A 12,925-nucleotide genomic window follows, 5' to 3' on the forward strand; every position below is an offset into this window, starting at 1 on the left:
TCGACGCAGCTTCTTATGCTGCCCTTATTAAATTTTACCTATCAATTCAATAAATCGCAATGGGTTTCGGGGACAAAGAAGCAGAACATGCGAGTCGGTAAGGAAACTTTTAGCAAGAATGAATAGGGGGGATGAAATATTTATTAGGGCTTTTGTCAATGCTGTGATATAATGGTCTAGTTGAACTGAAAAATATTATCTTTACACTATAAAGAAATCCAATATTCAGGAGTGGAAATATGAAATTAAGAAATGACCTAAGAAATATTGCTATTATTGCTCACGTTGACCACGGCAAAACGACATTAGTTGATGAGCTTTTAAAGCAATCTGGAATCTTCCGCGAAAACGAAACTGTTTCGGAACGTGCGATGGATTCAAATGATTTAGAGAGAGAACGCGGTATTACGATCCTTGCGAAAAATACGGCGATTCAATATAAAGATTCCCGAATCAATATCCTTGATACACCAGGGCATGCTGACTTCGGTGGAGAAGTAGAACGTATCATGAAAATGGTAGATGGTGTATTACTGGTAGTAGATGCGTATGAAGGTTGTATGCCACAGACTCGCTTCGTTCTCAAGAAAGCACTGGAACAGAACCTTACACCAATCGTTGTTGTAAACAAAATCGACAAACCTTCAGCACGTCCTGAAGAAGTCATCGATGAAGTATTGGAGTTATTCATAGAACTGGATGCAAATGATGAGCAGCTTGAATTCCCGGTTGTTTATGCTTCTGCAATCAACGGTACAGCTAGTACAGATCCGGATCCGGAAAAACAGGATGAAAACATGCAGTGTTTATATGATTCAATCATTGAGCACATTCCTGCACCGGTCGACAACTCTGAAGATCCACTTCAATTCCAGGTTGCACTTCTTGATTACAATGATTACGTAGGGCGTATCGGAATCGGTCGTGTGTTCAGAGGAACGATGAAAGTGGGCCAACAGGTAGCACTTATGAAGCTTGACGGCACTGTTAAACAATTCCGTGTAACAAAGATCTTTGGTTTCTTCGGATTAAAACGTGAAGAAATCCAAGAGGCAAAAGCGGGGGATTTAATCGCTGTTTCCGGAATGGAAGATATCAACGTCGGTGAAACGGTTTGTCCGGTTGAACATCAGGATCAACTTCCGGTCCTTCGTATTGACGAGCCGACACTTCAAATGACGTTCCTAGTGAACAACAGTCCATTTGCTGGTAGAGAAGGTAAATTCGTTACGTCAAGAAAAATCGAAGAGCGTTTACTGGCTCAGCTTCAAACAGATGTAAGCTTACGTGTTGAACCAACCGATTCACCTGATGCATGGACGGTTTCGGGACGTGGAGAGCTTCACCTTTCCATCCTGATCGAAAACATGCGTCGTGAAGGGTACGAGTTACAAGTATCAAAACCACAGGTTATCATCAAAGAAGTCGATGGCGTGAAGAGCGAGCCTGTAGAACGTGTTCAAATCGATATCCCAGAAGAATATATGGGAGGCGTAATCGAATCACTTGGTCAGCGTAAAGGTGAAATGCTGGATATGGTGAACAACGGTAACGGCCAGGTCCGTTTAATGTTTATGGTTCCTGCACGTGGACTAATCGGTTATTCTACGGAGTTTATGACTCTTACTCGTGGATATGGTATCATCAACCATACATTCGAAGGCTATCAACCACTGCAAAAAGGCCGCGTAGGCGGACGTCGTCAAGGTGTGCTTGTTTCCATGGAGACAGGTAAAGCGTCACAATACGGTATCATGCAGGTGGAAGACCGCGGAATCATCTTCGTTGAGTCCGGTACAGAAATTTATGGCGGTATGATTGTCGGGGAACATACGAGAGAAAATGATATCACTGTTAATATCACAAAGCTGAAACAGGCGACTAACGTACGTTCTGCAAATAAAGATCAAACTGTTACGATTAAAAAGGCAAGAATCATGACACTAGAAGAGTCTCTTGAATACCTGAACGATGACGAGTATTGTGAAGTAACACCTGAATCGATCCGTCTTCGCAAAAAAATTCTTGATAAGAATGAACGTGAAAGAGCAGAAAAGAAAAATAAGGTTACTCAATAAACGAAGTGAAGGGGGAGTAGGAAATGGATGTAACAGAACGTTTGTCCTTTTTCGCATCCCTTTACCGGGTTGACCAGAACGCGGAAATGGGTATGTGGTTGCTTTATATAACCATAGTTGGGCTCTCAATCTTAGTTTATAAGCTGGGTTTTGCGAAAAAGCTGCCAGTCATGAAATCGATCCTGATTTATACTTTTCTCATACTCGGATGTACGGTGCTGACGTTTCTCGGCATTTTCCTTCCGGTTGCTGAAGGGTTGGTCGTTGCGGCTTTAATCTTAGTAATTTACAAGATCCGCCTGACGAATGAAAAGAAAAAAGGCACGTTTTAAGCAAAAAAAGCTGTAGTCCATACATTTAGGACTACAGCTTTTTTCTATTTGTGATTCGCCTTCGTGAAAAACTGATAGAGTGGCTGCAGGCTTAATCCATACAGTAGATGGCCAATCGTCCAAAAGGTGATGGCCATTCCATCGAATAAACCGGGTACATCCTGTACGGCGAGATAAGAAAGGGGGAAGTATAGAAAGACAGTGGGGAAGGTAAGCAGCAGGGAAAGGATCCAGGCTCCCCTCTCAGATACATTCAGCTTCTCCATCAGAAACACAAATACCAAACCGATCCCGCAGGAAACGAGTAAATGGAATGAGAACTCCAGCCACTCAGGCAATGTAGATGCAAACATTGGAATGAAGTCAACATTCAATAATAATACATATACTTTAATACCGGTAAGTCCCTGTATCCACTTGAGGAATAGTCCTAACATTGTGCCTGAGATTATTCCGACAGCGAAACCTATTTGTTTAAAAGTCATCTTCGACTAAAGGAGAACGATAAAAACGGAAATTCCCCGTCGAAACACGTTCTTCTGTCTTCTCTTTAATGCGGTCATGGCATTTCTCACACAAATACGTATGAATGGGTCTGTTACGCAGTTTTTTCGCCTGCAGGGAATAGTCGTCAATATTTTCAATTACTTCGCATAAAGCACATTTTACTCTCATTTTGTACACCTCTACTTGTTCTAATCATAACTCTGGTCATTTCAGTATATCATGTAGTGAGGTCGAACGCTTTATTTTACATTCTATTATGTCTTTTACAATCGGGTTTGGTATAGTAGAATCAAGATAATCACATGTAGACGTAGAGACAAAACGTCACCAGGGGGGATTGTATGGCTAATCAAGTAGAACCCGGCTTAATTCCTGCATTGTTTGATGAACTGCAATCAGAGCGATTCGTGACACTTGCTACCGTTGATCATGAAACAGGTGGCCCCAATGTCAGTGCAATATCGTGGGTTTTTGCCGAAGACGAACAGACTTTACTATTTGCCGTGGATCAACGCTCAAGAATTGTCAAGAATATTAAAGGGAATCCGCTGGTTGTGGTGAACTTAATTGCGAATGAATCAACCTATTCCATTGGCGGAAAAGCTTCAGTACATCAAGAGAAACTTTCCGGAGTGCCTTTAAAGCTTACCCTTTTTCAACTTGTCATCAATGAAGTGAGAGATGTCATGTTCTATGGATCGAAAATTTCCACAGAGCCTGTATATGAGAAGACATATGATAAAACGGCTGCAGACCGTTTGGACCGTCAAGTAATTGAAGCCATGAAAAAAGCTTAGCATCCTAAGCTTTTTCATGGCTTTTTCTCAATTTTAAATAAGGTTGTCCAATCAATCGATTTTATCGTATGTTTGATCTTCTTGTTTTTTTCTAAGCTGTTTTTCTTTTGCGTTATTCATTTTTTTCTTAGGTTCGTTCGGGGCATTTTCGGGATTTGTCTGCTTTAAAGATTTAGGGATCTCCGGCATCAATCTGCCCGATATATCTGACAATTCATTCATGATGCCCTGAACCGGTTCGCCTCGTTGGATATCTTTACTGATTTCCTTTAATCGGGCATAAAGATCCGGATCGGCGATGACCATGGCCTCTGCCCCATATGGATCATTTTGAAGGGCTTCAGCGACAGAATATTTAATGGATCCGACTTGGGAACGCTCGACGTCCGAATCGATATCGATCCCTACAAATGCGTATTTACCGATGACTACAGCCGTTGCATCTTTCACATCCGGTACACTTGTGGTCAAATCCACGAGGTGCTTCGAGATTTGTTGTCCTGTCTTGCGTTGGACCTGTTGAATATTGCTATCCTGGACAGTGATGGGTTTATTATGTTTACTGTTTGCATCATTGTTATACCCGACCTCATTTTTGTTGGCGCAAGCTCCAAGGATGATGGTGACCATTAAGAGAGAGATGAGCTTAAACATGTGAATACCTCCCGATTTAGAATCAATATCTTTTCTTATTGTGTAATTTTCTTCTATCTTTATACGTTTATTCATATATTTTAAGAAACGGGCCGTCCTATTTGAGTAGCTGGGAATAACCGGAACATCATTGGCTACATACAATAGTAATAAGAAATCAGGAGCAGGAGGCATCGATTTGAATAAAATTTATGTATTAGATACCAATGTCTTATTACAAGATCCACAAGCCATCTTTTCTTTCCAGGATAATGAGGTGGTTATACCTGCAGTCGTTTTAGAAGAAGTGGACTCCAAAAAGCGTTATATGGATGAGATCGGCAGAAACGCAAGACATGTATCGAAACTGATAGATAATTTACGGCAGGAAGGAAAGCTCCATGAAAAAATCCCCCTATATACAGGTGGATCATTACGGATTGAACTAAATCACCGCTCCTTTCAGCAGCTTCAAGATATATTTGTTGAAAAAACAAACGATAATCGGATCATTGCCGTAGCAAAGAATCTTTCACTCGAAGAAGAAGCAAAAAAGGATGGGAAATCGGTTATCCTTGTCAGTAAAGATACCCTTGTCAGGGTCAAGGCGGATGCTTTGGGTTTACAGGCAGAAGACTTCCTGAGTGACAGGGTCATTGAAGTGAATGATATTTATACCGGATTCATCGAATTATATACCGAGAGAGAATTCCTAAATAAATTTTATGAAAAAGGGGAACTGACCCTTACGGAGATAACGAAACAACGATTTTATTCCCATCAATTCCTCATTATGAAAGATGCCCTGGGAAGTTCTGCGTCGGCCCTCGGAATGGTTGATTCCACCGGACTCAAGGTGAAGAAACTGGTCTATGATCAAGAACATATGTGGGGGATTAAGGCGAGGAATGTCCAACAAACGATGGCGACGGAGTTATTATTACGTGATGATATTTCGTTAGTGACCATGATCGGGAAAGCCGGGACCGGTAAAACGCTTCTGGCACTGGCAGCCGGACTTTTGCAAACGGAAGACTTTAATAAATTCAACAAATTACTCGTTGCCCGCCCAATCGTTCCGGTTGGCAAAGATATAGGCTATCTTCCTGGTGAAAAGCAAGAAAAGTTAAGACCTTGGATGCAGCCGATTTATGATAATCTCGAATACCTGTTCAATACAAAAAAGCCGGGTGAACTGGATGATATCCTTGCCGGGATGGGGTCCATCGAGGTGGAAGCATTGACGTATATACGAGGTAGAAGCATTCCAGATCAATATATCATCATAGATGAAGCTCAGAACCTGACGAAGCATGAGGTAAAAACGATTCTGACACGTGTCGGGGAACGGAGCAAAATTGTGTTGATGGGAGATCCGGCTCAAATCGATCACCCTTATCTTGATGAATATAATAATGGACTGACATATGTAGTTGAGAAATTCAAAGATCAAAAATTAGCCGGACATGTGAAGCTCATGAAGGGTGAAAGGTCGGGATTGGCACAGCTTGCGGCGGATATATTGTAAGCATTTAGAATCAGACAATGATAACGTATGAAAAAACCGGTTCAGATGTTACTGAACCGGTTTTCATACGTTTATTATTCCACTCGAAATGCCCTGACATCTGTAATCGGGTTGTCCCTGTTCGAACCATCTGTAAAATAAATGTGAACGGGTCCGTTTTCCCTGAGTGGCTTGCCTTCTTTAGAAAATCCGATCAACAGCTGGTCAGCCTCTTTTATATCCAAAGTGTGATCCCCGTTTTCGGTTTCAATCACAATGGAAGCCCCTTCAGGAAGTGGCTCTGCATTTTTTAAAAAAGGTGAAAAAGGAATGGCAAATGTTCCGTTAAGAATCTTTTCTTTCTCATATCTCTTCTCGGTTTTCAAAGTGGGCGGATAGGTCGCACCTTCCTGTATCTCCCTGGACCAGTGCTTGGAAACCGCTTTTGTATACTCCTCCAACTCATCCACTTTTTCTGTTGTATCATCAAAATATGTAGTTAAATCCACTTTTCGATCATCAAATATCCAAACTCCCGCATCCATTGTAATGGGGAATTTCACTTTCCCTTTTATCGGTATGATACTTTCCACTACTGATTCCTCCTCTCGCTGATAGTATCAGTATATATGTTAAATGCGGGTTTGTCACATTCTGATGAAAGCATTTTCAGCGTTTTCAATGAATGAAAATAGGGAAATGATAAGTAGGATAAAAGGAGATGTTGGATATATGATAAACACTCAGGAATGGTTGGAAGGATTAGTTGAAAGGGCGAGACCCTTTTCATCCGAAGGAAGGGTTGCAGAGTACATACCCGCACTTAAGGATCAAAACCCCCATGATCTTGCAATAAGCATTTACACTCTGGATAATAACTCCTGTTATGCGGGGGATCATTTGAAGAAATTCACTCTCCAAAGCATCTCAAAGGTCATCACCCTTGCACTCGTACTAATGGACTACGGGGAAGAGTACGTTTTTTCAAAGGTTGGAATGGAACCTACAGGAGATCCATTCAACTCCATAGCGAAGCTTGAAACCCACAAGCCGTCAAAACCCCTTAATCCGATGATCAATGCGGGGGCACTGGCTGTAACGAACATGATCAAGGGAAACACCGGAATGGAGAAATGGCATCGCTTAATCGAGTTCATCAATCATATGACAGGCGAAACGGTCTCATATAATGAAGATGTGGCCTATTCAGAACTCCAAACGGCCAATCTGAACCGATCCCTTTGCTACTTTATGAAGCAGCATGGGGTGATCACGGGGAATGTCGAGGATCTACTCGTCCTTTACACGAAGCAATGCGCCGTGGAGATGAACTGTGTGGATCTTGCCAAGATGGGGGCGGTATTCGCCAATGACGGGATCGATCCGGAGAGCGGCCGGGAATTGATTACGAGGGATGTGGCGAGGGTATGTAAAACCTTCATGGTGACATGCGGGATGTATAATACCTCCGGGGAGTTTGCCATTAAGGTGGGGATCCCCGCTAAAAGTGGCGTATCAGGCGGCATCATGGGATCGGTTCCCGGTAAATGCGGAATAGGAATCTTCGGACCGGCACTCGATGATGTTGGAAATAGCATTGCAGGGCTGAAGCTTCTCGAAATGCTCAGTGATGAGCACTCATGGAGTATATTTTAACCTGCAATAATGGTTCATCCCTCCAGCAAAAGAGCGCGACTTACGTGATGAAATACCCCCATTTACCAGATGAAAAATGTTCGAAATTCTGTCATTGAATCCCGGGAAAAACACTTATTTTTCTTGCAATTTATCGGGTTTAACGATAAAATTTTAAGACAGGAAGGTTATTTGTTCGGAATGGGGGGATCACTGTGGCGTCAGAAATGACAATCAATCATCGGGAAAAAGCCTATGAACTATTAAAGGCCGACGCAGAAAAGATATTACAACTTATTAAAGTGCAAATGGATAATTTAACGATGCCCCAATGTCCTCTATATGAGGAAGTATTGGATACCCAAATGTTCGGATTATCTCGTGAAATAGAATTTGCGGTCCGTTTAGGGCTTGTAGATGATCAAGATGGAAAAGATCTGATTGATTCTTTGGAAAGACAACTTTCTGCCCTTCATGAAGCATCTACAAAAAAGTAAAATAGTCATGACAACTCAAACAATACATAGATCTGTTGTTTGAGTTTTTTTGTTAAGGAAAGATGATTTGAAAGATGAAAATGATATAAGAGAAAAAGGATTGAAATGTCATGATTAAAAAAATAGCAAAATCCTACGATTATTCCTTAATCGCTGTATATGTATTTCTTTGTTTATTTGGCCTCGTCATGATTTATAGTGCCAGTATGGTCATGGCAGTGGAACGGTTTGGCTGGGATAGCGACCACTTTTATAAAAGGCAGATGATCAATATCATCATCGGCTTTATTGCCTTTACGGCAGCAGCGTGGTTTCCGTATAAAGCCTTTCAAGTAAGTAAGATCATCAAAGGCCTGATGATTGTGATCATCGGTTTATTACTTGCGGTACATATTTTTGGGTATGAGGTGAATAACGCTAAAAGTTGGATCAACTTAGGGTTCATGCCCATCCAGCCATCAGAATTTGCGAAACTTGCCGTCATCATTTACCTTGGTTCCGTTTATTCCAAGAAGCAGGCATACATAGATGACTTCAATAAAGGTCTTGCACCTCCATTACTGTTTCTTGGCTTCATATGCTTCCTAGTATTCCTGGAACCTGACTTCGGTACGGCAGCAATCATTTTTGCCATCGGTGCCATCGTCATTTCCTGTTCGGGCATCAGTTATAAAACATTTTTCAAGCTTGCAGGGCTTGGAGTAGGATTTTTAATTGTCCTCTCCCCGGTCATATACCTGGCAAGGGGCTTCATTTTCACAAAGGAAAGGCTTAGCAGGATTGAAGCCTATCTTTCCCCGTTTAAATATGCACAGGGTGAAGGGTACCATTTGGTGAATTCTTACCTTGCAATCGGGTCCGGGGGAGTGAAAGGTCTCGGATTAGGACAAAGCGTCCAAAAACTTGGCTATTTACCCGAGCCCCAAACGGATTTCATCATGGCCATCATTGCTGAGGAGTTAGGGGTATTCGGGGTAAGCTTTGTCATCCTCGGCCTTTCCTATATTGTCCTCAGGGGAATTTATACAGGCGTGAAATGTCAGGATCCGTTTGGAACGATGCTTGCAATCGGGATCTCCTGCATGATCGGCATTCAGGCTTTCATCAATCTTGGAGGGGTATCCGGCTTAATACCGATCACTGGGGTCCCACTCCCGTTCATCAGTTACGGTGGATCGTCCCTCTTAGTGCTATCTTTGTCGATGGGTGTCCTCGTAAATGTGTCGATGTTTGTAAAATTTGAAGAAAAATATAAAACAAAGAAGGAAAATGACTATCCTTCGGAGAATAAGGATAATAGCAAAAAAATATATGGTGTAAAAATGTAGGTCACTTTGATAGAGTATCTAAAACTCTAAGTCTAGGGTCTGCCCCCTAAGATACTTCTTTATTATCTTTGGGGTCAGCCCTTTTTTCATAGACTTCAATATGGGGAATTTCAATCATGAACAGCCAAAAGGAGAGAGTGTATTGAAACGAATTAAAAAAGTACTGGTAGCAAACCGCGGAGAGATTGCCATCCGTGTATTCCGAGCATGTACGGAACTTAATATTAGAACCGTAGCGATCTATAGTAAAGAAGATTCAGGATCATATCATCGCTATAAAGCAGATGAAGCCTATCTGATAGGTGAGGGGAAAAAGCCTATTGATGCCTATCTCGATATAGAAGGGATCATCCGAATTGCAAAGAATGCAGATGTGGACGCCATCCACCCTGGATATGGCTTCCTGTCTGAAAATATCCATTTTGCAAGAAGGTGTGAAGAAGAAGGAATCACCTTTGTAGGGCCTCATTCTGAGCACTTGAATATGTTTGGTGACAAAGTGAAGGCACGCCATCAGGCACAGCTTGCGAATATTCCGGTCATTCCGGGTACTGATGGACCTGTAGATACACTGGAAGAAGTCATCAGCTTCGGGAAGGAAAACGGATTCCCTATCATCATCAAAGCCTCATTGGGTGGCGGTGGACGGGGAATGCGCATCGTCCGCAATCTTGAAAGCCTAAAAGAAGCCTATGAGCGGGCTAAATCAGAAGCGAAGGCAGCCTTTGGCAATGATGAAATTTATGTAGAGAAATTTGTTGAAAATCCGAAGCACATTGAAGTCCAGATTCTTGGAGATCATGATGGTAACATCGTCCATCTGTATGAGCGTGATTGTTCCATTCAAAGACGCCATCAGAAGGTAGTGGAAATTGCGCCTTCCGTATCGTTGAGCGATCGCTTGAGGGAAGATATCTGCGCGGCAGCCGTCCGGTTAATGGATAATGTCAAGTACGTGAATGCCGGGACCGTTGAATTCCTTGTAGCAAATGATCAATTCTACTTCATCGAAGTAAATCCACGGGTTCAAGTGGAACACACCATTACGGAAATGGTGACGGGAGTGGATATTGTACAATCACAATTGATGATTGCCGAAGGATATGCCCTGCACAGCGATAAGCTTGGTATCCCTCTTCAGGATGACATCAGGACAAATGGATTTGCCATTCAATCCCGTGTGACAACGGAAGACCCATTGAACAACTTTATGCCTGATACCGGGAAAATCATGGCTTACCGCTCAGGTGGTGGCTTCGGGGTCCGTCTCGATGCCGGGAATGGATTCCAGGGTGCGGTCATTACACCTTATTACGATTCCCTTCTCGTGAAGCTTTCCACGTGGGCCCTTACATTCGAACAAGCTGCGTCCAAAATGGTCAGAAATCTTCAAGAATTTAGAATTCGGGGAATCAAGACGAATATCCCGTTTTTAGAAAATGTCGTCAAGCATGAAAACTTCATTACGGGACAGTATGATACCTCGTTTATCGACACGACTCCTGAACTATTCATTTTCCCGATAAGGAAAGACCGTGGTACGAAAATGCTTTCGTATATCGGGAACGTCACCGTGAATGGATTCCCGGGAGTAGAGAAAAAGAAAAAACCTGTCTTCCAAAAACCGCGGGTACCGGCTCTTGATGTAAAGAAAGAGTTTCAACCCGGAACGAAACAAATCCTTGATCAGCATGGGGCGGACGGTCTGGTGAATTGGGTCAAAGAACAGAATTCAGTCCTCCTCACCGATACAACATTCCGTGATGCCCATCAATCATTGCTGGCGACGCGTGTCAGAACAAATGATCTGAAACAAATTGCAGCACCGACATCTCAGTTGCTGCCTGATATGTTCTCCTATGAAATGTGGGGTGGAGCGACATTCGATGTGGCTTACCGCTTTCTTAAGGAAGACCCATGGAATCGATTGTTGACTTTGAGGGAGCGCATTCCTAATGTACTATTCCAAATGCTCCTTAGAGCATCCAATGCGGTAGGGTATAAGAACTATCCGGATAATGTAATCAGGGAATTCGTCGAGAAATCAGCATTTGCCGGTATCGACGTCTTCAGGATTTTTGACAGCCTAAACTGGATCAAGGGAATGGAAGTGGCGATTGACGCCGTGAGACAAAGCGGGAAAATCGCAGAAGCGGCCATATGCTATACCGGTGATATCGATGACCCAACACGGACAAAATATGATATCGATTACTATAAAAACATGGCCAAAGAGCTCGAAGCGAGTGGGGCACATATTCTGGCCATCAAGGATATGGCGGGGCTGTTGAAGCCGCAGTCAGCCTACCGGTTGATTTCCGAACTGAAGGATACAGTGAGCCTGCCGATTCATCTGCATACACACGATACAAGCGGGAACGGGATCTACACATACGCAAGAGCCGTCGAAGCGGGTGTCGACATCGTCGATACGGCCCTTAGCACCATGTCCGGATTGACGTCCCAGCCTAGTGCCAATACGTTGTATTATGCGTTAAAAGGGACTGAAAGAGAACCGAATGTTAACATTGATTCCCTGGAAACCCTGTCTCACTATTGGGAAGACGTCCGGAAGTATTATACAGACTTTGAAAGCGGGATGATGTCACCGCATTCAGAAGTATACAAACACGAGATGCCAGGGGGGCAGTACAGCAACCTTCAGCAGCAGGCAAAAGCAGTTGGGCTCGGTCATCGCTGGGAAGAAGTCAAAGACATGTATGCAAGGGTCAATCATCTCTTCGGGGACATCGTCAAGGTGACTCCTTCTTCTAAAGTGGTCGGAGACATGGCTTTGTTTATGGTTCAAAACGATTTATCAGAAACAGACGTGCTCGAAAAAGGGGAGAAAATCGATTTTCCTGATTCAGTGGTTGAATTATTTGAAGGATCACTGGGTCAACCTCACGGAGGCTTTCCGAAAGAATTGCAGAGCGTGATCTTGAAAGGGCGCAACCCATTAACGGTGCGACCTGGAGAACTGCTGGATGATGTGGACTTCACAGCCCTGAAAGAAAAACTCTTTGAAGACCTCGAGCGTCCTGTCACGAGTTTTGATGCCCTTGGATATGCCCTCTATCCGAAAGTATTCATGGAATACGCACGAACAATGGATCAATTCGGGGACATCTCGGTCCTTGATACCCCTACATTCTTATTTGGGATGAGGCTGGGTGAAGAAATTGAAGTGGAAATCGAAACAGGGAAGACGCTCATCGTGAAGCTTGTCTCGATTGGACAGGCTCAGGCAGATGGTACACGTATCGTTTACTTCGAACTTAATGGCCAGGCCCGTGAAGTGGTCATTAAGGACGAAAGCATTAAATCCACTGTGGCGGCCAAAATGAAGGCTGATGCGAAAAATGAAAATCATATCGGTGCTTCTATGCCGGGAACGGTTATAAGGGTCATTGCAGAAAAAGGGGAAACGGTTGAAAAGGGAGATCATTTAATGATCACTGAAGCCATGAAGATGGAAACGACCGTACAGGCGCCTTTTGCAGGAACAGTTAAAGATATCTATGTGCAAAATGGGGATGCCATAAGCCCTGGGGATTTATTGATTGAAGTGAATAAAGCATAATGAAAAAGGATTCCGGTACCTGTACCGG

At 43.1% G+C, this 12,925-nt stretch carries 12 protein-coding genes; 8 read left to right on the plus strand and 4 right to left on the minus strand.

Going from position 1 to position 12,925, the window contains the following annotated elements; genetic code table 11:
* Window positions 1-239 precede the first annotated feature (239 nt).
* Both typA and M1J35_RS11495 read left to right on the plus strand, forming a co-directional pair.
* On the plus strand, window positions 240-2,078 hold the full coding sequence (typA, locus tag M1J35_RS11490; protein WP_098440889.1) for a translational GTPase TypA: 1,839 nt from the start codon (window positions 240-242) through the stop codon (window positions 2,076-2,078).
* A 23-nt stretch (window positions 2,079-2,101) separates the two neighbouring features.
* Window positions 2,102-2,410 (plus strand): YlaH-like family protein, encoded by a 309-nt coding sequence (locus M1J35_RS11495; protein ID WP_034755992.1) that lies wholly within the window; start codon window positions 2,102-2,104, stop codon window positions 2,408-2,410.
* Between the two features lie 44 nt (window positions 2,411-2,454).
* Here M1J35_RS11495 and M1J35_RS11500 read toward each other — a convergent pair whose 3' ends face one another.
* Together M1J35_RS11500 and M1J35_RS11505 are read right to left on the minus strand one after the other, a co-directional pair.
* The gene (locus M1J35_RS11500; RefSeq protein ID WP_254651285.1) at window positions 2,455-2,895 is read right to left on the minus strand and encodes a hypothetical protein; all 441 of its coding nucleotides are present in this window, start codon (window positions 2,893-2,895) and stop codon (window positions 2,455-2,457) included.
* Window positions 2,885-3,085, minus strand: a complete 201-nt coding sequence (locus M1J35_RS11505; RefSeq protein WP_224520338.1) for a YlaI family protein — start codon at window positions 3,083-3,085, stop codon at window positions 2,885-2,887. The genes M1J35_RS11500 and M1J35_RS11505 overlap by 11 nt, the downstream gene beginning before the upstream one ends.
* A 173-nt stretch (window positions 3,086-3,258) precedes the next feature.
* Here M1J35_RS11505 and M1J35_RS11510 point away from each other — a divergent pair, with 173 nt between their 5' ends.
* Window positions 3,259-3,714, plus strand: a complete 456-nt coding sequence (locus tag M1J35_RS11510) for a pyridoxamine 5'-phosphate oxidase family protein (protein WP_224520337.1) — start codon at window positions 3,259-3,261, stop codon at window positions 3,712-3,714.
* Between the two features lie 51 nt (window positions 3,715-3,765).
* On the opposite strand, the gene M1J35_RS11515 is transcribed toward M1J35_RS11510, so the two are convergent.
* Window positions 3,766-4,368 (minus strand): YhcN/YlaJ family sporulation lipoprotein, encoded by a 603-nt coding sequence (locus M1J35_RS11515; protein ID WP_034755981.1) that lies wholly within the window; start codon window positions 4,366-4,368, stop codon window positions 3,766-3,768.
* A 178-nt stretch (window positions 4,369-4,546) separates the two neighbouring features.
* Between M1J35_RS11515 and M1J35_RS11520 the strand changes: the two genes are divergently transcribed.
* On the plus strand, window positions 4,547-5,875 hold the full coding sequence (locus M1J35_RS11520) for a PhoH family protein (protein WP_034755978.1): 1,329 nt from the start codon (window positions 4,547-4,549) through the stop codon (window positions 5,873-5,875).
* A gap of 74 nt (window positions 5,876-5,949) precedes the next feature.
* Here M1J35_RS11520 and M1J35_RS11525 read toward each other — a convergent pair whose 3' ends face one another.
* Window positions 5,950-6,447 carry a peptidyl-prolyl cis-trans isomerase gene (locus M1J35_RS11525; protein ID WP_254651286.1) on the minus strand — a complete coding sequence of 166 codons (498 nt, stop codon included), beginning with the start codon at window positions 6,445-6,447 and terminating at the stop codon, window positions 5,950-5,952.
* 139 nt (window positions 6,448-6,586) lie between these two features.
* Here M1J35_RS11525 and glsA point away from each other — a divergent pair, with 139 nt between their 5' ends.
* The 4 genes from glsA to pyc all read left to right on the plus strand — a co-directional run bounded on the left by glsA (window position 6,587) and on the right by pyc (window position 12,897).
* A complete protein-coding gene (gene glsA / locus M1J35_RS11530) occupies window positions 6,587-7,510 on the plus strand; it encodes a glutaminase A (RefSeq protein ID WP_224520335.1) in 924 nt (307 codons plus the stop codon).
* A gap of 194 nt (window positions 7,511-7,704) precedes the next feature.
* Window positions 7,705-7,986, plus strand: a complete 282-nt coding sequence (locus M1J35_RS11535; protein ID WP_034755973.1) for an Fpa/YlaN family protein — start codon at window positions 7,705-7,707, stop codon at window positions 7,984-7,986.
* A 110-nt stretch (window positions 7,987-8,096) separates the two neighbouring features.
* Window positions 8,097-9,314 (plus strand): FtsW/RodA/SpoVE family cell cycle protein, encoded by a 1,218-nt coding sequence (locus tag M1J35_RS11540; RefSeq protein WP_034755970.1) that lies wholly within the window; start codon window positions 8,097-8,099, stop codon window positions 9,312-9,314.
* A gap of 100 nt (window positions 9,315-9,414) precedes the next feature.
* Complete coding sequence (gene pyc, locus M1J35_RS11545) at window positions 9,415-12,897, plus strand: pyruvate carboxylase (RefSeq protein WP_061811141.1); 3,483 nt, start codon at window positions 9,415-9,417, stop codon at window positions 12,895-12,897.
* The last annotated feature ends 28 nt before the right edge of the window (window positions 12,898-12,925 follow it).

It is taken from the genome of Rossellomorea sp. KS-H15a (assembly GCF_024195245.1).
Lineage (GTDB): Bacteria > Bacillota > Bacilli > Bacillales > Bacillaceae_B > Rossellomorea > Rossellomorea vietnamensis.

Bases quoted from the DNA above. Each gene is read 5' to 3' on its own strand.
- M1J35_RS11495 (WP_034755992.1), top strand. From the start codon at position 2,102: ATGGATGTAACAGAACGTTTGTCCTTTTTCGCATCCCTTTACCGGGTT.
- M1J35_RS11540 (WP_034755970.1), top strand. From the start codon at position 8,097: ATGATTAAAAAAATAGCAAAATCCTACGATTATTCCTTAATCGCTGTA.
- M1J35_RS11500 (WP_254651285.1), bottom strand. From the start codon at position 2,895: ATGACTTTTAAACAAATAGGTTTCGCTGTCGGAATAATCTCAGGCACA.
- pyc (WP_061811141.1), top strand. From the start codon at position 9,415: ATGGGGAATTTCAATCATGAACAGCCAAAAGGAGAGAGTGTATTGAAA.
- M1J35_RS11515 (WP_034755981.1), bottom strand. From the start codon at position 4,368: ATGTTTAAGCTCATCTCTCTCTTAATGGTCACCATCATCCTTGGAGCT.
- typA (WP_098440889.1), top strand. From the start codon at position 240: ATGAAATTAAGAAATGACCTAAGAAATATTGCTATTATTGCTCACGTT.
- glsA (WP_224520335.1), top strand. From the start codon at position 6,587: ATGATAAACACTCAGGAATGGTTGGAAGGATTAGTTGAAAGGGCGAGA.
- M1J35_RS11505 (WP_224520338.1), bottom strand. From the start codon at position 3,085: ATGAGAGTAAAATGTGCTTTATGCGAAGTAATTGAAAATATTGACGAC.
- M1J35_RS11510 (WP_224520337.1), top strand. From the start codon at position 3,259: ATGGCTAATCAAGTAGAACCCGGCTTAATTCCTGCATTGTTTGATGAA.